Consider the following 21,992-nt stretch of genomic DNA (forward strand, 5'->3'; position numbering starts at 1 on the left):
CCTTACTTTGTTACAACTTCTTTTTGCAAACCGCGAATTAAGACTTCTACAACTTCCTTACGACTAAACGTGCTTGGTGGTAGTTCTCCATTTCGTAAAAGCTCTCTTACCTTTGTACCTGATAAAATGACATGCTCTTCTTTTCCATGCGGACATGTTTTTGTCGATGCCATTCCCTCGCATTTTGCACAATAAAAACTATGTTCAAAAAAGAGAGGTGTAATCCCTAACTCTTCTACTGTAAATTTGTTGAAAATCTCCTGTGCTTCATACGTGCCATAGTAATTTCCAACGCCAGCGTGGTCACGACCTACAATAAAATGTGTACATCCAAAGTTTTTTCTTACAAGTGCATGAAAAATCGCCTCACGAGGCCCCGCATATCGCATTGCTGCTGGAAATACCGCTAAAAAGACGCGATTTTTTGGATAGTAGTTTTTAAGAAGTACTTCGTAACTTTCCATTCGAACATCAGCTGGAATATCATCTGACTTCGTTTCACCAACGAGCGGATTTAAAAACAAACCGTCAACTATTTCAAGAGCTGCTTTTTGAATATATTCATGCGCCCGATGAACTGGATTTCTCGTTTGAAAGCCGACGATTGTTTTCCAGCCACGCCGTAGAAACTCTGCCCGCGTTTCACTTGGATCCAAATAATAAGCAGCAAATTTTTCTTTTTTCGTTCGTTTCACAAGCGTAATTGGTCCTCCTACATATACATTAGGACGATCGTATAATTTCTTAACACCCGGATGTATGTCTTCTACCGTTTTATAAACAAGGAATGCCTCTTTTTCTTTGTTAGGCGTGTAAATCTCTTCAACTTGAATCACACCATAAGTCACTCCTTCTTTTACGAGCCTAACTTCTTCTCCTACTTGCAATTCTTTCGCTTTTTCTTCTGTTATAGACAATGTAATTGGAATGCTCCATACCTCTCCATCTGTTAATCTCATTTCCTCGACTACGGACGTATAATCGCTTTCCCCTAAAAAACCAGTAAGCGGACTATATCCACCGATAGCAATAAGCTCTAAATCACTTAATGCCACTCCATCCAACTCAATTTCCTTTACAATATGTGCTGTTTCATATGTTGTATCAATTCGATTCACTAATGTTTTTCTATCACTCATTCTCTTCTTCTCCTTTTTTATCAGCCTTTATTGATAATGAAGACCACATTCCGTTTTTGTCTTTCCAGCCCACCGTCCATCTCGCAAATCGCCGCCTTCTTGCACCTGCATAGTGCATGTTTTACATCCGATACTCGGATATCCAATATCATGAAGCGGATTGTATGGCAAATTATGCTTGTATACGTAACGCCATACGTCTTTCCAAGTCCAATGAATAAGCGGACAAATTTTTACAGATTGAAAACGATGGTCTTGATTAACAAACTGTATATTTTTTCGCGTTTCAGACTGCTCTCCTCTCAAACCAGATATCCAAGCTTTCCTGCCTGTTAATACTTCTTCTAACGGCTTAATTTTTCTTAATTGACAACAAAGGTTTGGATTATGTTCCCACAATTTATCACCATACTCCTTTGCCTGCTCTTCAAGTGTAAGCTCCGGTTGCTTTTCAATAATCTGCAACTTAGAGTATCGTTCTCGTACTTTTTGGATTAAGTCATACGTTTCTTGAAAATGAACATTTGTATCTAAAAACACAACCTTTGCAGATGGATTTACTTGGTTAATCAAGTGCAGTAAAACCATTCCTTCTATCCCAAAGCTGCATGCATACACAATATCCTGCCCATATTGTTCATAGGCCCAGCGCACCGCTGCTAAAGCACCTCTCGTTTCATCATCCTCTGGAAATGATACAAAATGATCTTTCCATGTTTCATACGTTAACATCGTTCTCCCCCTTCATAAAACCTATACAAAAAGGCGGCTTTAATCTAATTAAAATAGATTAAAGCCGCCTCTAGTTTTTCTAGTCAGCATGCTTATTTCAAGCGCACCTTTTCACTTTTTTCAAGCTGAATCACTTTCCCATCTTGCACAACAATTGTAATTGAACCATATTTCATATCAGCAAGCATTGCTTGAATCTTACTTGCTACTTCTTCAAATTGTCCTTGTACCCCCACGAACAGTCCCCCCTTTTTTCATAAAAAAAATCTTTCCCATTTCGAAAAGACTGTTCCGGTAACGTATCTACCTTATCTTCCAAAATGGATTCCATTTTGCTGGAAGTAGCACCTTACTTTTATAAAGTAGGTTGCCGGGCTTCTTTGGGCCAGTTCCCTCCGCCGCTCTTGATAAGAATTTAATTATAACTGTATTTTAACACGATTCTGAATTTTTTCAATCCTAGTTTTCCGATAAAATTTATTATTTTAAAAGAAGAAGGAGTTGTTCACCTAAAAGACTCCTTCTTCAACTAAACGAGAACGTATTTATCCCGCATTAACAGGCAGTAAGATCCCCACTGATAGAAGTTTCACTTTATACAAATTCCTTTACACGTATGCGATCGTTTCCGATAATATTTTCAAACGATTCCCTCTCAACAACAACATGAGATTTTCCATTTTTCACAAACACAACTGCTGGTCGACGAATGCGATTGTAATTGTTTGCCATCGAATAGCCATATGCCCCTGTACAAGAGATAGCTAAGAGATCACACGAAACAACTTTCGGGAGCGCTATATCCCAAATGAGCATATCCCCGCTTTCGCAACACTTCCCTGCAATGGAAACAACCTCTTCAGCAGATTCATTCGCTCGGTTTGCTAGTAATGCTTCGTAACGCGCTCCGTAAAGTGCCGGTCGAAGGTTATCTGTCATGCCACCATCAACTGATACATATTTCCGAATGCCTGGAATATCTTTAATCGCTCCCACTGTATACAAAGTTGTTCCTGCATCACCAACAATACTACGACCTGGCTCTACCCAAATTTCTGGAAGTGGATATTCACATGCTGTAAATTGCTCGCGTACCGCATCTGTCACAGCTTGCACATATTCGCCAAGAGCAAGCGGTGTATCCCCTTCCGTATAACGAATTCCAAAACCACCGCCGACATTTAATACGGGTGCTACATAATCCATTTCTTTTCTCACTAATTCTAGAAATTTGTGAAGCACTTCAATTGCACGAACAAATCCTGCAGTTTCAAAAATTTGTGATCCTATATGAGAATGAATTCCTAGCACATTGTAATTTGATTTTTCTAATGCACTTTTCATTGCTTGTAATGCATGCCCTGTTGAAATACCAAAACCAAACTTAGAATCATCTTGACCCGTTGTAATATATTCATGCGTATGCGCTTCTACTCCTGGAGTCACACGAAGCAGAACACTGGCAACTTTTCCGTATTCTTTCGCCAAATCATGTAATATTTCTAGTTCTAAAAAATTATCTACAACGAAACACCCAATATTAGCTTCTAGCGCCATTCTCAGCTCTTCTTCTGTTTTATTATTGCCATGAAAATGGATACGTTCAGCTGAAAATCCTGCTTGCAATGCCGTATATAACTCTCCGCTAGACACAACATCCAGCGACATATTTTCTTCCGCAGCTAATCGGCACATTTCCATGCACAAGAACGCTTTGCTTGCATATGCTACTTGATAAGAGAACCCACTCTCTCTAAAAGCACGATGAAATGCACGACATTTCTCACGAATTGCTGCTTCATCATATACATAAAGAGGTGTACCATATGTCGCTGTAAGTTCAGTAGCATCGCATCCCCCAATTTCTAAATGTCCTTGCTCGTTAATGCGGCTTGTGCCGTGTAAATACATGTGAATTCCTCCCTTTTTTCTCAAAACCATCTATTACATCCCTTAGTTGTTCATATTATCCCTAATTAGGTAAACAAAAAACGCGCGGAACAATGTTCACACGCGTTTCTTATTAGAAAAATATAGGATGAAAAAATAAACTTGTGTTATTTTCTCAAATAAGAAACCGCATCAAACATCTCCTAATAGCTCTCCATAAGTCAAAAACTTATGACAGTACTACATTTATTTAATGCAGTCCCAATATATGAATAAGTGGGTATTCATATATTTCGGCGAAAATCCCTTTCAGACTATAATCATGAATACCACTTTATTTCCTATAGCTTACTTTTGATTATCGCGGCCTCTACCCTTGAGTGTAGATGAGGTAAGTCTATTTAATTTTCAAGCACCTTTTTATTGCTATTAACAATAGCAAATGAGTAATTTATTTGTCAAATACTTTTTTAAATTGGTTTACGACAATTTATTTTTGTATTATCTGGTAAGCGCTTTACACCTATATTCTTCACAGTCCATTCACCATCATCATTTTCAAAGGTAATTATTACTTTTTCAAACGGCGGGAGTTTTTCCCCTCCTATCCCTGGTTCATATTTAATTATTTCAATAGAAGCACGGAACAAATATGTACCGCTGTACATTTTTTTCATGCTAACGATTTTCGGACATTCATATGGCTTTTGTTTTCCATAATACTTTTGAATCGCTTCATTTATTCTCGGAAACAGCACCGAATAAAGTGCATCTTCTAATAATAACGGTTCATGTTCAGCCAAAAAAGGAGCTGGATTTCCAAGTAAAATGAAGCAGCTTACTATAAAACAACATATTTTCTTCATAGTACTCCTCCACTTTTCCATCGATGACATTATTTTATCCATCTTCCCTTTTTCTACCCAATTATGAGAAAAGCATCCACAAATTCACTATGTTTTTATATAATAGTACACATAGCAAAAAAACATAGAAATATGTAACCGGTTATATACAGAAACGAACGGTTACTTGTAGGTAGTAGGAGGAGCCCAATATGATGCAACGCTTGTTTCCAAAAATACGATTCGCTCTCATAGCAGTCGTCCTATTATGGATCAAAACATATATTGTATACAAATTAGCTTTTGATATGAAGATCAATAACGCTTTCGAACAAATCATGTTGTTCTTTAATCCATTAGCTTCATTATTATTATTTTTCGGTTTCGCTTTATTAGCAACAAAATATCGAAATCGTATCATTATTAGTATTAGTATGGTGTTATCATTTATTTTATTTGGCAACGCCATGTTTTATGGATTTTACAATGACTTTGTAACATTCCCAGTATTATTTCAAACGAATAACATGGCTGATTTAGGAACGAGTATAAAAGAACTATTTACATATAAAACACTTCTTTTATTTGCAGATACCATTATTTTAGCCATATTATCTCGGAAATTCCCTAGTTTTTGTGACACAACTCCTTTATCGAGAAAAGAAAAACAAACCTTTTTTAGTGGTGTAACAGCAGCATTAGCCTTGCAAATGATTATTTCAGTTATTTATAAACCACAACTCTTTTCACATTCATTTGATCGCCAAACAGTTGTGAAAAATCTTGGCTTATATACATATCATATTTATGATATTGCGCTGCAATCGAAATCGTCTGCTCAGCGTGCCTTCGCAAGTGGTGATACCTTTTCTGAAATTGATAACTATGTGAAAACAAAAGATAGACAAGCAAATAAAGAATTGTTCGGCGTGGCAAAAGGAAAAAATGTTATTTTAATCTCCATGGAATCTACGCAAAGTTTTGTCATCAATCAAAAAATAAATGGAAAAGAAATTACACCATTTTTAAATGACTTCATTAAAGAAAGCTATTATTTCAATAACTTTTATCATCAAACTGGACAAGGGAAAACATCAGACGCCGAATTTATTATTGAAAACTCTTTATATCCGCTTGATCGCGGCTCTGTTTTCTTTACACATGCTAATAATGAATATACAGCCACACCAGAACAACTAAAAAAACATGGATATTACTCTGCTGTATTTCATTCAAACGATAAAACATTTTGGAATCGTGATTTGATGTATCCTACACTCGGATATGATCGCTATTTCAATTTGCAAGACTATACAAATGCGGAACAAATGTCTGTTGGTTGGGGATTAAAAGATAAAGAATTTTTCGAACAATCTATCCCAAAATTAAAATCTTTACCACAGCCGTTCTATACGAAATTCATTACATTAACAAATCATTTTCCATTTTTGCTGCAACCGGAAGATCAATTCATTAATGAATACACTTCAGAAAGCGGCGTTGTAAATCGTTATTTTCCAACTGTACGTTATACAGATGAAGCATTAAAACATTTTGTTGAACAACTAAAAAAAGAAGGATTATACGATAATTCTATTATCATTATTTACGGAGATCATTATGGTATTTCTGAAAACCATAATGCAGCTATGGCCCAATTTTTAGGAAAGGAAACACTTACTCCTTTTGATACGATGCAGCTACAAAGAGTACCGCTCATCATTCACATTCCCGGTCAAAAAGGACAAGTCATTTCAAAAGTTTCTGGGCAAATTGATGTGAAGCCAACACTTCTACATTTACTCGGTATAAAAACAAACAATTCTATTGAATTTGGCACAGATTTATTTGAAACAAATGATCAGCCACTTATGGTTATGCGTGACGGAAGCTTCGTAACAAATGATTATCTGTATACAAAAAATGTATGCTACAACAAAAAAACTGGTGAGCCAACTGATATTTCTATTTGTCAACCGTATATTGAAAAAGCAAAAACAGAACTAAGTTACTCTGATAAACTCATTTACGGTGATTTATTACGATTTGATTCGCATAATCAATATAAGACTGGTACGATGACAACCAAATTTGAATAAGAAAATGAACCTCGAACAATGACGATTCGAGGTTCATTTTTTATATATACAAGTAAAAAAGACACCCTCCCTTTCTGGTTCGGGGGACGAGAACATCTGGCCACGTATAGAAACGGTCAGAGCCTGTTCCTGGCCACATGCAAAATTTAAAACAAAAGGAGAAAGCAAGTAGCGGTCATGTCGTATTACACATAGCAGCCACTTATACGCCGAAAAAATAATATATAATATGATGGCTTTGAATAAAACAAATGAAGCAGCAATTACAGTTATTTCTTCTGGGCTTACAACAAATAAAAAACACGCTAAAATCTTTCTCAAAATGAAGATTTTTTTCGACGAGCATAGGAAATTTATGTTATGATAAAAAAGATAAACTTTCATAAACTAATCAAGAATCTATAATAGAAAGCAAGGGATCAGATTTTGTACAGAGCAGCCATTCCAAACTTATTTACGCTCGGAAATTTATATAGTGGATTTCTATCCATCGGCTACGCTTCATTAGGATACTACAAATCAGCGGCAATTTTAGTTTTAATCGGAATGATGCTAGATAGCCTCGATGGAAGGATTGCACGCCTACTTCGCGTCGATTCACAGCTCGGAAAAGAACTTGATTCATTAGCAGACGTAGTTACATTTGGTGCTGCACCCGCAGTATTGATGTATTACACATCCTTCTCTAATTACGGTATTATCGGATTATACATAGCAGGACTTTTCCCTCTATTTGGAGCATACAGATTAGCTCGCTTCAATGTCACACCATCATCAACATCAATGAAATACTTTACCGGTGTACCAATTACAGCTGCAGGTGGCCTTGTTGCCTTCCTTACTTTATTTTCACATGTGATTCCAAAAATCGTACTCATTACAGTATTCGTGACATTTGCTTTTCTTATGGTTAGTCGCATTCGTATTCCAAGTATGAAAGATGTACCGATTCCAAAATATAGTATTATCGTGACACTCTTTTTAGTCGGAATCATTTATACGATGTACAAAACGAGCTTCGGTAATATTTCAGTGTTTTTATTCATTGCTATTCCGCTCTATATTTTGTATATGCTATCTCAATTTCTTAGACAACGCCCGTCACAAAAAAAGCGAGCAAACAAAGAATAAAACAGAAACCTTCCTTATAATTAGGAAGGTTTCTGTTTTTATTTCGTCACAAGTTCTTTTTTATACACTGGCGTTAATGGTTCATTTCCTTCTAATACTGCTAAAATATTACGCACTGCCATTTCTGCCATTGCATCGCGCGTCTCAATCGTTGCGTTTCCAATATGCGGTGTTAACACAACATTTGTTAATTCTTTTAATCTCTCTGTAATTTTCGGTTCAAATTCAAAGACATCAAGCGCTGCCCCTTCAATTTCCTTTCTTTCTAATGCAATTGCAAGCGCTTCTTCATTCATAATGGGACCACGTGCCGCATTAATAATGTAAGCCGTTTTTTTCATTAGTCTAAACTGTTCTTCATCAATCATGTGATGTAACTTCGGATTATATGCACAGTTAATCGTAATAAAATCAGCTGTTTGTAATAGTTCTTCTAGCGTTACATATGTTGCCCCTAATTCTTGCTCCGCCTCATATTTACGACTTGGTCCTGTATACACAATCTTCATCCCAAAGGCTTTTGCTCGCTTAGCTACCGCCTTTCCGATTTCTCCTAGACCAATAATACCAATCGTTTTCCCGTATACTTCACGTCCTAAGAAAAAGAGCGGCGCCCAGCCATTAAAACCAACTGTACGACATAGTGTATCTCCTTCTGGAATACGGCGCGCTGCCGCTAACAGAATTGCAAATGTTAGCTCTGCTGTTGCCTCTGTGGAAACTTTCGGTGTATTCGTAACCGCTATATCCTTTTCCACTGCATACTTATAATCAATATTGTCATATCCAGCTCCGTAGTTTGCAATAATTTTCAAATGCGGTGCTGCATCGATGACTTCTTTCGGAACTTTTGTTGAAAGTAAGCTTAATAACGCATCCTTATCTGTTACACGTGCTACTAGCTCTTCTGTGCCAATCAATTCTTCTTTATCATACATTTCCACTTCATGATCTCGTAACAACTGTAGTCCGATTTCTGGAATTTTTCCTGCTATTAAAATTTTCGCCATGTTTAAGCATCCTTTCTTTTTTACATAAAAATATGCTCATTCAATATTATTGTAAAAAATTCCGTCGAAAAAAGACAAGGAATTTGATTACATTATCATTATTCTTATCACTTTTCTTTACAAAATCGTGAAAAAGAGGCTGAATACATTCAGCCTCTCACTACTAGATATCCATTTTAATTTTCGACATTTAAGTCGCTGCTATGTAGAAGTTAACATGGCCGCGACTTGCTTCCTTCTTTTGTTATAAACCTTGCATGTGGCAGAAAAAGGCCCTGACCGCTTCTATGCATGGCCAGATGCTCTCGCCCACCTAAAAAGAAAGAGGGTTTTTAGGTCTAATTTGTATTTATATAGAAGTTTGTTTCACTTTATTTATCTCTTCCTTGTCCCAGCTTCACATCAATTGTTCCTTCTGCTACTGTATCACTAATTTGTTCTTGTATAACCGATTGCTCTGATTGATCTTTTTGTTGAGCATTATTCTCATTTGTTAACTTCCCAGTATCTTTATATTGTTGTTTCGCCATAAGAAAACCTCCTTTTTTATTCAACGTTAGTGTAAACAAAGAAGGAGGTTTTCATCCCGCTATTCGCGGGCAGTAAGTCCCCACCAATTCAAGATGGAAGTTTCACTTTATCACAAAACATTCTCTTTTACATATTCAAGCGGTTTCATGCTTCGAATTCTTTTTTCAAATGTTGCTATATGCGTAACACCGTGATTACGAAGCGATTCTATATTTTCTTGTACGTAACTTCCTAAATCATTCGGAAAATGTGCATCAGACGAGATGGTAATTGGAACACCATGATGTACTAAACGCTGTAAAAACAAAGGACTCGGACACATTTCTCTTACAGGATATCGATAATATAATCCAGCATTCACTTCCGTAGCTGTATTCGTTTCAATCAAAGCTTTCGCAACTGTTTCGTAATATGGTAATTGCTCATTTTCATCTATGCGATAATTAAACACTTTTATATTATCTAAATGTGCAACAATATCAAATAAGCTAGAACGTATTGCTTTTTCTAACGTTTGAAAAAATGTATGATATAACGCATGTAAATCATGCTGCCTAAAATAATTGTCTGTATCCGGGTTATCAAATCCCCATCCATTTATAAAATGAACAGAACCAATCACATAATCCAAATTTCCTAATGCTAATAACTTTTCCAGTTCTTCTTCTCCGCCGATGAAATAATCTGCTTCTATCCCAAGTCGTAATGTCACGCCTCGTTTTCTCCATCTTTCTTTCGCATCTTCAATTGCTCTTGTGAAATTTGCAATTGATTCTACTCTCACCTGATCGAGCCATTCTTTTTGCAAATGTCCAAGTTCTGTATCACTAATATCGACATAGCGCTCATAGTATTCCTTTGCTTCGTAAAAACGATATAAGTGGTCAACTATTCCAACTTCCCGTATTCCTTTGCGCACTGCTTCCTCTAAATATAAATCAATCCACTCCTGTGCAAATGCGCCTTCCTTTACACGCTTTTGCAAACGTTCCCCAGCTTTTAAGATCCATTCCATTGAATGTTTCTCTTCTTCAATCGGTGTGAAATACTCAAGCGCTTCATTTGTGCGAGATAACCACCGCATTGAATACGGTCCTTCTTCTAAATGAAGGTGATAATCTACTCTCATTTTTCTCCCCTCCTATAAGGCATCAATGTCTTTTCGGTCGCCCACTTTTGATAATTGACCTTGCCGTTTTTGTAATTCTTCCGTTATCTCTTGTAATGAGACATTTTTTTCTACGAGTAATACTAAGCAATGATACGTAAGATCCGTAACTTCTTTTATCAACTCGTCTTTTGTATTATTTTTCGCTGCAATGATAACTTCCGTACATTCTTCTCCTAACTTCTTTAATATTTTATCTTCTCCTTTTGTAAATAAGTAATTTGTATACGACTCAGAAACAGGATTATCTTTTCGCTGCTCAATCGTTTCATACAACTGTTTTAACACATCATTCATTTTCTTGTCCCCCCTTTATAGCACCTTATTATGAAAACATGATTTTTCTCCTGTATGACAAGCTACACCTATCTGCTGGACAACTACCATAATCGCATCTTGATCGCAATCTAAATATAGTGATTTGACGTGCTGAATATGTCCTGATGTTTCCCCCTTATTCCACAAACCTCTTCGTGAGCGCGAATAAAACCACGTCGTTTTTGTATCTACTGTTTTTTCATACGCTTCTTCATTCATGTAAGCTAACATCAATATGTCTTTTGTCCCCTCTTCAATCACAACAGCTGGTAATAACCCTTTTGAAAAATCTGGTTTCACAATCTCACCTCAATTTTCGCTTTTTGCAACTTTTGTTTCGTTTCTTGAATCGTTGCCTCGCCGTAATGAAAAATGGAAGCTGCTAATGCGGCATTTGCCGATGTTCGCTGAAAAACCTCTGCAATATGTTCAACGGATCCACATCCCCCCGAAGCAATCACCGGAATACCAACCGCTTTTGAAACTGTTTCTGTGAACAATAAATCATAGCCATCTTTTGTTCCATCAGCATCCATGCTCGTTAACAGTAATTCACCAGCCCCTAGGCATTCCACGCGCTTTGCCCATTCGACTACATCCATTCCTGTATCAATGCGGCCGCCATTTACATACACATTCCATTTGTTTTCTCCACTCTTCTTAGCATCAATTGCAACAACTATACATTGAGAGCCAAATTGCTCTGCTCCTTCTTCAATTAATGCCGGCCTTTTCACTGCCGCTGAGTTTAATGAAACTTTATCTGCACCTGCCCGAAGTAATCCATACATATCTTGAACAGTGGTGATCCCGCCGCCAACTGTAAGAGGAATAAATACCTCCGATGCTGTGCGTTCTACGACATCAACCATCGTTTTCCTATCTTCGTACGTTGCCGTAATATCTAAAAATACAAGCTCATCCGCACCTGCTTCGTTGTATGCAGCAGCGATTGCAACAGGATCCCCAACATCTTGTATTCCTACAAAATTTACTCCTTTTACAACACGACCATTTTTCACATCTAAACAAGGAATAATTCGCTTCGTTAACATGCCCCTGTCACCTGCAATGCTTCTTCTAACATAACTTTTTTATCATATAGTGCTTTCCCTATAATCACGCCGTACAAATTCATATTCTGTAACTTCTCAACATCAGCAAGACAACTCACACCACCAGAAGCAACAATTTGAAGCGAAACCTCATCTTTTAATTTTTGTAATTGTTCGAAATTTGGACCAGCAAGAGTTCCATCTTTAGAAATGTCAGTAAAAACAAGTGTCTGTACACCTACTTCCTCCATTTCCTTTGCTAATTGTACATAAGGCATTTCAGATATATCTAGCCATCCTCGCGTTGCTACATATCCATTTTTCGCATCAATTCCAACGATAATTTTGTCGCCGTATAAACGAACTGCCTCTTCTAAAAATGTACGATCATACAATGTCGCCGTTCCAAGAATTACTTTCATCACTCCAACTGATAAAAGTGTTTCGATCCCAGCAATCGAACGAATCCCTCCTCCAACTTGCACTGGAATGCGCACTGCTTTGCAAATGTCTTCAATGACAGAAAAATTCTCTGAACGACCGGCAACTGCACCGTCTAAATCGACAAGGTGCAATACACGTGCACCTAGTTGTTCAAATAACAACGCCTGAGCAACAGGGTTTTCATTCATTACTGTTTCTTGTTGAAATTTCCCTTGATATAACCGAACGCAACGACCATTTTTCAAATCAATAGCTGGGAAGACCTTCATGCCTTGATAACCTCCTTAAAATTTCGTAATATTTGAATTCCTATTTCTCCACTTTTTTCAGGGTGAAACTGAGCTCCGAATACATTTTCTTTTGCAACAAGCCCTGGTACGAAAACACCGTACTCACTCCCACCAACTACAACCTCAATTGGACATTCTACATAATAAGAATGAACATAATAAACAAAGGGCTCTTCCTCTATTTCATTCCATAAAGAATGGTCCATTTTCTTTTGCAGCTGATTCCATCCCATATGGGGAATTTTATACGGCACATTTAATTTCCTTACTCTTCCTGGCAGCAAACCCAACCCTTTCGTTCTCTCAATCTCTTCACTTTCTTCAAATAAAAGCTGCATGCCTAAACAAATTCCCAAAAGCGGTTTTCCTGCATGAGCAACCTTTTGTATAACAGAAATAAGTCCTTTCTCTTGTAAACAGCGCATCGCTCTTGGAAATGCACCAACTCCTGGCAAAATAACACCATTGCTATTTACAATTCTTTCTGCTTCATCTGTTACAACATACGTTGCACCAATATGCTTTAATGCTTGCTCGACACTTCGAATATTGCCCATTCCATAATCTACAATTGCAATCAAATTACAACAGTCCTTTCGTAGAATTTACCCCGACAATTTTTTCATTTTTCTCGGTAGCCTCACAGAGTGCACGTCCAAATGCTTTAAAGAGCGCTTCAATTTTGTGATGCGTGTTGCTTCCATATAAAGCACGTACATGTAATGTTATGTTCGCCGTATGAGCAACTGCACGAAAAAATTCTTCTGCTAGCTCTGTATCAAAGTCCCCAAGTTTAGGATTTGTAAATTCACCATCAAATACGAGATACGACCTTCCGCTTATATCAACCGTAACAAATCCTAATGCTTCATCCATTGGTACATAAGCTGTACCGTAACGGTTAATTCCCGCTTTATCACCAAGTGCTTCTTTCAAACAACTTCCCAGAACAATCCCAACATCTTCTACTGTATGATGGGCATCAATATGCACATCACCATCGGCTTCAATTTGCAATCCGAAACGACCATGCTTTGCAAATAAAGTCAGCATATGATCAAAAAAACCAACTCCTGTTTGAATTGAAATTTCTTGATTCCCATCTAATTGCAGTGCTACAGAAATTTTTGTTTCTGTTGTATTTCTCGTTTGTTTTGCAGCGCGCATCACTTTTCTCCTCCCTTAAAACGAATCTCAATTGCTCTCGCATGAGCTTGTAACCCTTCTTTTTCCGCTAAATTGACAATATGATGTTGCACCTTTCCAAGAGCCTCTTTTGTATAAAATAAAAAGCTCGATTTTTTAATAAAATCATCAACAGATAATGGGGAAAAGAATCTTGCTGTTCCACTTGTTGGTAACACGTGATTCGGACCTGCCATATAGTCACCTAACGGCTCTGGCGCATATGGACCTAAAAATATAGAGCCTGCATGTTGAATAAACGAGAGAGCTGTCATTGGTTCCTTTATATGCAGTTCTAAATGTTCCGGCGCAATTTCATTTGAGAGTTGGAATGCTTGCTCCAGTGATTCTACAACAAGAATCGCTCCGTTTCTGTTAATGGATTCACGAGCTATTTCACTTCTTGGGAGATTCATCAATTGTTTTTCTATTTCTCTATTCACTTCCTGTGCTAATTCCAAACAAGTTGTGATGCAAATAGCAGTTGCTCGTCTGTCATGCTCTGCTTGTGATAATAAATCAGCCGCAATATATGCCGCATTTCCCGTTTCATCAGCAATAACAACAATTTCAGAAGGACCAGCAATCATATCGATATGAACGGAACCAAATACTTCGCGCTTCGCTAATGCAACATATATATTTCCTGGTCCTACAATCTTATCAACACGCGGAATCGATTCCGTTCCGTATGCTAACGCAGCAATTGCTTGCGCTCCTCCCACTGTATACACCTCATCAGCCCCAGCAACTTTTGCGGCTGCTAAAATATGAGAGTCTACTCCTTCACGGTTTGGCGGTGTTACCATGACAATTTTATTGACGCCCGCAATTTTTGCTGGCAAAACATTCATTAGAACCGATGATGGGTATGCTGCCGTTCCCCCTGGTACATACACGCCAACGGTTTGCAGCGGCCTAACAACTTGACCTCGAATAACCCCTTCTTCCTCTGTATCAATAAACGCCTGTCTTTTTTGCTTTTCGTGGTATGAAATGATATTATTTTTTGCTTCTTGCAATGCTGCTAAAAATGCAGAGTCGACACGTCTATATGCGAATTCTAATTCTTCTTCCGAAACTTGAAATTGAGACAACTCTACTCCGTCAAAAGCCTTTGTATACGAAAAAAGCGCTTCATCTTTCTTTTCCTTTACACTTGTAACAATTCTCTTCACATCTTGTTGAATCGTTTCTTCTACTGTATTTGCTTGTTCTCGCAGCTGTTTCACTTTACATAAAATAGTAGAATAATCCTCATATATAACGTCCATCTTTCCTTCCCCCTTTACTTCTTTTCTGCTACAACATTCTCTATTTTATTTATAATATTGAATATTTCGTCTTTTTTCATTTTTAAAGATGCTTTATTTACAATGAAACGTGCTGAAATGTCGCAAACTTCTTCGAATACGACTAAGCCGTTTTCTTTCAACGTTTGTCCTGTTTCTACAATATCGACGATTGCATCTGCTAATCCTAACAAAGGAGCAATCTCAACAGAACCTTCTATTTTAATAATCTCTACATCTTCTCCCTTCTTCCGAAAATATGCAGAAGTAATATTCGGATATTTAGTTGCTATCCTTTTTTTGTTATAACCGTTTGGATTATAAGACAAAGTGGAAGCAACACAAACTTTACAACAGCCTACTCCTAAGTCAATCATTTCATATATATCATTCTCGTATTCAAGTAAAATATCTTTCCCAACAATACCAATATCAGCTATACCATGCTCGACATATGTTACGACATCAACTGCCTTTACAAGAATAAATGAAACGTTTGAGTTCTTACTTTGAAAGACGAGCTTCCTTCCTTTATCTTTTAGCTCCGAACAATCAATACCAATTCGTTCAAATAGGGGAATTACATGTTTTTCTAGTCTTCCTTTCGTTAACGCAATTTGAATGTTACGCATGAGGACTCTCCTTTTTTCCGCATAATCCATTTCCCTTTCCATATATACTCGACTAACGTATCTCCTGATACATTAATTACCGTCTTTACATCAAGTGTTCTTGCAAATTGAAAAGTATCTTGTAAATTGTCTAACATGGATAGTTCTGCTTTTACACCATCTTTCCTAAATAAAGTACGTAATTTCTCTGCTTCTGAAATCATATCTAATGAGTAATATAGAAGAGCATCGATTTGTTTTTGATATGGCGTTTCCTTCCGTTCTTGTAAAGTTCGGACAATTTGATTTACTTGTATCGCTAATCCTACTGCAGATAAAGACTCTCCAAAATTCCCAATAAGTTCATCATATCTCCCACCACTAACAATCTCTTTCCCAATATCACTTATATATCCACGAAAGATTACACCCGTATAATAATGAAGATGTTGAATCATCCCCAAATCAATCGAAATATACCCACCATAACCAAGACGTTCCATGTTTTCATATATATTTTTGATCCGTGTAATGGCTCGCTTCATCTCTTTACTGACAGCAAGCTTCTCAGCCTCTTCAACCACTTCTAACCCACCAAATAAACGTGGTAACTTTTGTAATAATTGCACTGTTTCATCCTGCATATCTAATTGCTTTTCTTGGAGAAACTGGGACAAGGCAGCATAATTTTTACTCTCAATACATTCTCGCAATGTATATTCATCTTCTTCTCGTAAAGACAACTTTTTCACAATGGACTTATACAGTTCCACTTGACCAATTTCAATTTTAAATGATTGAATACCTACTGATTGCAAGGCAACAATCGTGCTTACAATACACTCGATTTCAGCACGTATATTATCGATACCGATAATCTCAATTCCAGTTTGTGTAATTTCATTATATTTTCCTGTTAAAGATTCATTTGCCCTAAAAGCATTTCCACTATAGGTTAATTTCAAAGGAGCTTCCATTCTTTTTGTTCCAATTACACGTGCCAGCGGGATTGTCATATCAGGTCTAAGAACGAGGATGCGTCCCTCAGAATCAAAAAACTTATACATCTTCTCCTCGTCAATCGGACGATTTTGAAACGCAAATACATCATAAAATTCAATCATAGGTGTCCGTATTTCTTCGTATCCTCTCTCAATAAATGTACGCCTTAACCTTTGTTCAGTCTCCTCCATTAATGTACATTCTTGAAACAGAAAATCTCTCGTTCCGTTTGGATTGGCTCGTTTCCACTTTTTCATCGTCACACCTCCACTTTCTTAACACATGTATTCAATAAATCTACAAAGATAACATATTGAACATGATTCTCTTATATATCCCTTTTTCATTTCTTGAACTTCGCTCACTAGCGGTTTCATCTTCACCATTACTCATACATCCATAACTTAGCTCTTAGAAAACGAAAAAAGAGCTATGTAGATAAAAATACCTACATAGCTCTTCGGAGAATGTAGGTACAACAGGAATAACCCTTGTACCTACACGTTTTTTCACGCTAGGTTCAAGGGTTTACGTATGATGATGTTCTGTAAATAAAATGACTGATTGGAAAGTAAACATTGTCATTACTCCCTTTCTCCTCTTAGTTTTAGGTCAGTATACTACCGATTAAACTGAAAGTAAATAATTTTCTTTTAACTTTCAACAAAATGTGGCATTCATTTTGTAATTCTATCCATTAACGACATATTTTCATTTCATATTCAGTAATCGCATTCTCATACTGAAGTGTAACCCCAATATCATCTAAACCGCTCAGCAACTTTTCTTTCCACATGCGTTCAATAGAAAAAGAAAAACGATCCTCAGGAGTTATTAATACTTCATTCTCTAAATCTATTTCTATCATCGTCTGCGGAGCTATAGATGCAAGCTGCTTACGAATTTCCTTTTCCATTACAATCGGAAGAATTCCATTTTTTGTACAATTCATATAAAAAATATCCGCAAAACTTCCCGCAATAATAACCCGAAATCCGTAATCTGCAAGCGCCCACGGGGCATGTTCTCTAGAAGATCCGCAACCGAAGTTTTCTCCTGTAATTAAAATCGTAGCCCCTTTTCGCTCAGGAGCGTTCAGCGGAAATGCAAGGTTTTCTTGACGGTTATCTAAATAACGCCATTCATCAAACAGAAACTCTCCAAACCCTGTCCTTTCAATACGTTTTAAATACTGCTTCGGAATGATTTGATCGGTATCAATATTATCATGCATCAACACCGCAATTTTCCCTTTATGAATATGAAATGGCTTCATCGTAGTTCTCCTTTCTTACATCAACAAAATAACCATGAATTGCTGCGGATGCAGCCATAGCCGGGCTAACGAGATGTGTTCTTGCTCCTTTTCCTTGTCTTCCTTCAAAATTCCGGTTTGAGGTAGAAGCACAATGTTCACCTTCTGGCACTTGATCTGGATTCATACCAAGACACATTGAACACCCAGGTTCTCGCCATTCAAATCCCGCTTCTTCAAAAATAAGGTGTAATCCTTTTTTCATCGCTGCATCTCTCACTTGTTTTGATCCTGGGACAATAAGAGCTCGCACGCCCGTTTTTACCTTCCTTCCTCTCACAACCGCAGCAGCAATTTCTAAATCAGACAAGCGGGAATTTGTACAAGAACCGATAAACACGTGTTGAATTAGAATATCCGTTACACGTTGGCCCGGTTGAAGGCCCATATATGCATAGGCACGTTCATCGTTTTTATCGTTTGGTGCCGGAAGTATTTCATCGATACGAAGCCCCATTCCTGGATTAGTACCCCACGTCACATACGGCGCCAATTTTTTCACATCAACTGTAAAGACTGTGTCATACACCGCATCTTCATCCGTGTATAATTCACGCCAGTTTTCCACTGCTTGTTCAAACTCTTTCGGCGCATATTGGCGCTCTCTTACATAAGCAAACGTCGTTTCATCCGGAGCAATCATGCCTGCTTTTGCTCCTCCTTCAATCGCCATATTACAAAGCGTCATTCGCTCTTCCATTGTCATTTCTTGTACAGCGTCTCCATAGAACTCTATTACATGTCCTGTGCCAATAGACACACCGTATGTAGCAAGTAAATGTAAAATAATATCTTTTGCATATACACCCTTTGGCAGCGTTCCTTTTAATTCTACTCCCATTGCTTTCGGCTTTCGCTGCCATAATGTTTGAGTCGCTAATACATGTTCAACCTCACTCGTACCAATCCCAAACGCCAGCGCACCAAACGCTCCATGTGTCGCTGTATGACTATCGCCGCACACAATTGTTTTTCCCGGTTGTGTTAATCCAAGTTCTGGCCCAATCACATGCACAATTCCTTGTTCTTCATCTCCCATATCCGCTAATCGTACATGGAATTGCTCACAATTATGACGAAGCGTATCCATCTGTTGTTTTGCGATTTCATCTGTAATGTTCCATACATCCTTTGTCGGGACATTATGATCCATTGTCGCAAACGTTAAATCTGGACGCCGCACAGTTCGATTTGCAAGCCGCAAGCCCTCAAAGGCTTGCGGTGATGTTACTTCATGAACGAGATGAAGATCAATATATAATAAATCCAGTCCATTCTCATCTGTTGCTACAACATGTCGTTCCCATAGTTTATCTAATAGTGTTTTCCCCATTATCGCCATCTCCCCACTAGTGCCTGCTCTTCCATCGCTTGTAATACATACTTTGTAAACGAAGCTGTCGTTTCATTCCCACCTAAATCTGCAGTACATTTTCCAGAACGAAGAACTGTAGAAATAGCTTCTTCAATTGCTTCTCCCTCTTTTCTCAACCCAAATGATTGCCCAAGCATCATTGCGACTGAGCGAAGCATAGCGATTGGATTTACTTTATTTTTCCCAACAATATCTGGCGCTGATCCATGAACTGGCTCATAAAGAGATGGACCATTCTCAGCATGACTTGCAGACGGTAACATTCCTAATGAACCTGCTAATACAGATGCTTCATCACTTAAAATATCACCAAATAAATTTTCTGTAACGATAACATCAAATCGCCTTGGATTACGAATGAGTTCCATTGCGGCAGCATCTACTAATAAGTGTTCTAGCTCTACCTCAGGATGACGAGCTGCTACTTCTTCTGTAACTTGTCTCCATAGTTTACTAGATTCTAAAACATTCGCCTTATCAATAGAAGTTACTTTTTTACGACGTTTTTTCGCTAATTGAAATGCATAGGAAACAATTCGTTCTACTTCACGTCGATGATAAGTAAGTGTATCTGTTGCCGTTTCCTCTGTCCGCTCTTTCGGAAACGAAAAATAGATGCCACCTGTTAATTCCCGAACGACAACAAAATCAACTTGCTCCGCTGCTTTTAACGGTGATAAGTGCGCTGTTGCTTCTTCTACAGAAACTGGGCGAACGTTCGCGAATACACCTAAGCCTTTTCGCAGAGTTAGAAGTCCTTGTTCAGGACGTTCTTTCGCATGATCCCAATATGGTCCTCCAACTGCACCTAATAATACCGCGTCACTTGCTAAGCACGCTGTTAATGTGCGGGATGGAAGCGGCTGACCAAATGCATCAATGGCGGCTCCTCCAAACAATTCATCTTGTAAATAAAAATGATGCCCGTATAACCTTTCTACCATTTCCAGTACTTGCTTGGCACTTGCCATAATTTCCGGTCCAACTCCATCACCAGCTAAACATACAATTCGTTTTTCCATCTTCAAGCACTCCTTTACGATTTTGTAAGTGATCGTAACGCTTTTAATTTCCCTGCTGCATATACGTAAGCACGGGCCGAAGCTTCCAGTACATCTTGCGCTACGCCAAAACCAGAAACTTGATGTCCATCTTCTTTCAATTCAACATGAACATGAGCTAACGCATCTTGTCCTTGCGTAATGGATTGAATACGATAGTCAGCAAGTTCACATTGTAAATGAAGAATTCTTTGAATTGCATTATAAATTGCTTCAATACTACCTGCTCCAGTCGCAGCATCCTTCAGCTCATTCCCCTCAGCATCTTCTAAGCAGACGGTTGCACTTTGAATGCTGTTTGATACAAAATGAACTTGTAACTGTTTAATATCGTATTGTTGCTTAGCAAATGCAGTTTCCCCTAATACAAGCGCTCGCAGATCTTCTTCTGTAATTTCTTTCTTTCGATCCGCTAACCGTTTAAAAGCACGAAATGCTAAATCCCTCTCTTCTTCTGTAAAATCATACCCTAACTCTTTCATCTTCTCTGTAAAAGCATGTCGTCCGGAGTGTTTCCCAAGTACAAATTGATTTCGTTCTTCTCCTATAAGAGAAGGTGAAATAATCTCGTAAGTAGATGCTTCTTTTAAAACTCCATCTTGATGAATACCAGATTCATGGGCAAACGCATTGGCCCCAACAATTGCTTTGTTTTTTGGAACAACCATTCCCGTTAATCGACTTACAAGTGTACTCGCCCTTTTAATTTCTTTTAATTGTATGGAAGATGACGCCCCGTAATAATCATTTCGAATATGGAGTGCAACCGCAACTTCTTCGAGAGCAGCATTACCAGCGCGTTCTCCAATGCCATTAATTGTTCCTTCTACTTGAAGTGCACCGCCTTCAATTGCCGCTAATGAGTTGGCTACTGCCATACCAAGATCATCATGACAATGACAAGAGAAAATAGCTTTCTCATAAGATAGAACATGTTCTTGCAAATATCGGAAAAGAGAATAATATTCTTCTGGATTTGTGTATCCTACTGTATCAGGAATATTAATGACATCCGCCCCGGCGCGAATCGCAACTTCTACAGCTTCCGCTAAAAAAGAAGAGGTTGTCCGTGTTGCATCTTCTGCAGAAAACTGCACCGCTGGAAATAATGATTTCCCAAGCTTTACTGAGCGATAAATTGTATCTAATACTTCATCCTTTGACATACGGAGTTTATATTTCATATGAATATCACTCGTTGCGAGAAAGACATGTAACCGGGGAGATACGCCCCCTTTTAACGCTTCATATGCTGTATGAATATCACTTTCCTTTGCACGGGCCAGACTCATAACAGAAGCATTTTGAATGGTTTCAGCAATACGCTTCACCGACCTGAAATCACCTTCGGAAGCGGACGCAAAACCCGCCTCCATCACATGAATACCAAGCCGTTCTAATTGCTTTGCAATTTGTAGTTTTTCTTGTTCATTTAAGTTTACTCCAGGTGATTGCTCCCCATCGCGAAGCGTTGTATCCATGAACAAAATTTGCTTCAT

At 38.0% G+C, this 21,992-nt stretch carries 23 protein-coding genes and 2 riboswitches; of the genes, 2 read left to right on the forward strand and 21 right to left on the reverse strand.

Annotation, left to right across the window (positions count from 1 at the left end):
* Window positions 1–2: 2 nt before the first annotated feature.
* The 5 genes from sat to V7024_RS19135 all read right to left on the reverse strand — a co-directional run bounded on the left by sat (window position 3) and on the right by V7024_RS19135 (window position 4,627).
* Window positions 3–1,139 (reverse strand): sulfate adenylyltransferase, encoded by a 1,137-nt coding sequence (sat, locus tag V7024_RS19115; RefSeq protein ID WP_335522766.1) that lies wholly within the window; start codon window positions 1,137–1,139, stop codon window positions 3–5.
* Window positions 1,140–1,166: 27 nt separating this feature from the next.
* Window positions 1,167–1,871, reverse strand: coding sequence for a phosphoadenylyl-sulfate reductase (locus V7024_RS19120; protein WP_335522768.1), 705 nt, complete (start codon window positions 1,869–1,871; stop codon window positions 1,167–1,169).
* 92 nt (window positions 1,872–1,963) lie between these two features.
* Window positions 1,964–2,107, reverse strand: a complete 144-nt coding sequence (locus V7024_RS19125) for a YezD family protein (protein ID WP_098915449.1) — start codon at window positions 2,105–2,107, stop codon at window positions 1,964–1,966.
* A gap of 69 nt (window positions 2,108–2,176) precedes the next feature.
* Window positions 2,177–2,285, reverse strand: a riboswitch (SAM riboswitch).
* A 180-nt stretch (window positions 2,286–2,465) separates the two neighbouring features.
* Window positions 2,466–3,782, reverse strand: coding sequence for a diaminopimelate decarboxylase (gene lysA, locus V7024_RS19130; protein ID WP_335522771.1), 1,317 nt, complete (start codon window positions 3,780–3,782; stop codon window positions 2,466–2,468).
* A gap of 178 nt (window positions 3,783–3,960) precedes the next feature.
* Window positions 3,961–4,142: riboswitch (Lysine riboswitch) on the reverse strand.
* An 89-nt stretch (window positions 4,143–4,231) separates the two neighbouring features.
* A complete protein-coding gene (locus tag V7024_RS19135) occupies window positions 4,232–4,627 on the reverse strand; it encodes a DUF3888 domain-containing protein (RefSeq protein ID WP_335522773.1) in 396 nt (131 codons plus the stop codon).
* Between the two features lie 191 nt (window positions 4,628–4,818).
* Between V7024_RS19135 and V7024_RS19140 the strand changes: the two genes are divergently transcribed.
* Complete coding sequence (locus tag V7024_RS19140) at window positions 4,819–6,705, forward strand: LTA synthase family protein (protein ID WP_335522775.1); 1,887 nt, start codon at window positions 4,819–4,821, stop codon at window positions 6,703–6,705.
* 426 nt (window positions 6,706–7,131) lie between these two features.
* The gene (gene pssA / locus V7024_RS19145; protein WP_098915457.1) at window positions 7,132–7,836 is read left to right on the forward strand and encodes a CDP-diacylglycerol--serine O-phosphatidyltransferase; all 705 of its coding nucleotides are present in this window, start codon (window positions 7,132–7,134) and stop codon (window positions 7,834–7,836) included.
* Window positions 7,837–7,874: 38 nt separating this feature from the next.
* Here pssA and V7024_RS19150 read toward each other — a convergent pair whose 3' ends face one another.
* From V7024_RS19150 to V7024_RS19225, 16 genes are all read right to left on the reverse strand, one after another.
* Window positions 7,875–8,846 carry an NAD(P)-dependent oxidoreductase gene (locus V7024_RS19150; RefSeq protein ID WP_335522778.1) on the reverse strand — a complete coding sequence of 324 codons (972 nt, stop codon included), beginning with the start codon at window positions 8,844–8,846 and terminating at the stop codon, window positions 7,875–7,877.
* A 371-nt stretch (window positions 8,847–9,217) separates the two neighbouring features.
* Window positions 9,218–9,376, reverse strand: coding sequence for a DUF4025 domain-containing protein (locus V7024_RS19155; RefSeq protein ID WP_335522780.1), 159 nt, complete (start codon window positions 9,374–9,376; stop codon window positions 9,218–9,220).
* A gap of 110 nt (window positions 9,377–9,486) precedes the next feature.
* Entirely contained in the window at window positions 9,487–10,506 is a 1,020-nt protein-coding gene (locus tag V7024_RS19160) for a histidinol phosphate phosphatase domain-containing protein (protein ID WP_335522782.1), read from the reverse strand.
* Between the two features lie 12 nt (window positions 10,507–10,518).
* Window positions 10,519–10,842 (reverse strand): phosphoribosyl-ATP diphosphatase, encoded by a 324-nt coding sequence (locus V7024_RS19165; RefSeq protein ID WP_335522784.1) that lies wholly within the window; start codon window positions 10,840–10,842, stop codon window positions 10,519–10,521.
* A gap of 15 nt (window positions 10,843–10,857) precedes the next feature.
* Window positions 10,858–11,163, reverse strand: a complete 306-nt coding sequence (gene hisI / locus V7024_RS19170) for a phosphoribosyl-AMP cyclohydrolase (RefSeq protein WP_098915479.1) — start codon at window positions 11,161–11,163, stop codon at window positions 10,858–10,860.
* Window positions 11,160–11,918 (reverse strand): imidazole glycerol phosphate synthase subunit HisF, encoded by a 759-nt coding sequence (gene hisF, locus V7024_RS19175; RefSeq protein ID WP_335522787.1) that lies wholly within the window; start codon window positions 11,916–11,918, stop codon window positions 11,160–11,162. The genes hisI and hisF overlap by 4 nt, the downstream gene beginning before the upstream one ends.
* Complete coding sequence (gene hisA / locus V7024_RS19180) at window positions 11,912–12,631, reverse strand: 1-(5-phosphoribosyl)-5-[(5-phosphoribosylamino)methylideneamino]imidazole-4-carboxamide isomerase (RefSeq protein WP_335522789.1); 720 nt, start codon at window positions 12,629–12,631, stop codon at window positions 11,912–11,914. Before hisA ends, hisF begins: the two co-directional genes overlap by 7 nt.
* Complete coding sequence (hisH, locus tag V7024_RS19185; RefSeq protein WP_335522791.1) at window positions 12,628–13,233, reverse strand: imidazole glycerol phosphate synthase subunit HisH; 606 nt, start codon at window positions 13,231–13,233, stop codon at window positions 12,628–12,630. Before hisH ends, hisA begins: the two co-directional genes overlap by 4 nt.
* Window position 13,234: 1 nt before the next feature.
* Window positions 13,235–13,819 (reverse strand): imidazoleglycerol-phosphate dehydratase HisB, encoded by a 585-nt coding sequence (gene hisB, locus V7024_RS19190; protein WP_098915487.1) that lies wholly within the window; start codon window positions 13,817–13,819, stop codon window positions 13,235–13,237.
* Window positions 13,819–15,111, reverse strand: coding sequence for a histidinol dehydrogenase (hisD, locus tag V7024_RS19195; RefSeq protein WP_335522794.1), 1,293 nt, complete (start codon window positions 15,109–15,111; stop codon window positions 13,819–13,821). Before hisD ends, hisB begins: the two co-directional genes overlap by 1 nt.
* 14 nt (window positions 15,112–15,125) lie before the next feature.
* On the reverse strand, window positions 15,126–15,761 hold the full coding sequence (gene hisG / locus V7024_RS19200; RefSeq protein WP_335522796.1) for an ATP phosphoribosyltransferase: 636 nt from the start codon (window positions 15,759–15,761) through the stop codon (window positions 15,126–15,128).
* Window positions 15,737–16,999, reverse strand: a complete 1,263-nt coding sequence (hisZ, locus tag V7024_RS19205; RefSeq protein ID WP_335522798.1) for an ATP phosphoribosyltransferase regulatory subunit — start codon at window positions 16,997–16,999, stop codon at window positions 15,737–15,739. Before hisZ ends, hisG begins: the two co-directional genes overlap by 25 nt.
* Window positions 17,000–17,439: 440 nt before the next feature.
* Window positions 17,440–18,018 (reverse strand): 3-isopropylmalate dehydratase small subunit, encoded by a 579-nt coding sequence (gene leuD, locus V7024_RS19210; RefSeq protein ID WP_335522801.1) that lies wholly within the window; start codon window positions 18,016–18,018, stop codon window positions 17,440–17,442.
* Entirely contained in the window at window positions 17,996–19,390 is a 1,395-nt protein-coding gene (gene leuC, locus V7024_RS19215) for a 3-isopropylmalate dehydratase large subunit (RefSeq protein ID WP_335522803.1), read from the reverse strand. Before leuC ends, leuD begins: the two co-directional genes overlap by 23 nt.
* A complete protein-coding gene (gene leuB / locus V7024_RS19220) occupies window positions 19,390–20,454 on the reverse strand; it encodes a 3-isopropylmalate dehydrogenase (protein ID WP_335522806.1) in 1,065 nt (354 codons plus the stop codon). The genes leuC and leuB overlap by 1 nt, the downstream gene beginning before the upstream one ends.
* Window positions 20,455–20,468: 14 nt before the next feature.
* Window positions 20,469–21,992 (reverse strand): 2-isopropylmalate synthase, encoded by a 1,524-nt coding sequence (locus V7024_RS19225; RefSeq protein ID WP_335522807.1) that lies wholly within the window; start codon window positions 21,990–21,992, stop codon window positions 20,469–20,471.

Source organism: Bacillus sp. JJ864 (genome assembly GCF_036963045.1).
GTDB classification, from domain to species: Bacteria; Bacillota; Bacilli; order Bacillales; family Bacillaceae_G; genus Bacillus_A; species Bacillus_A pseudomycoides_C.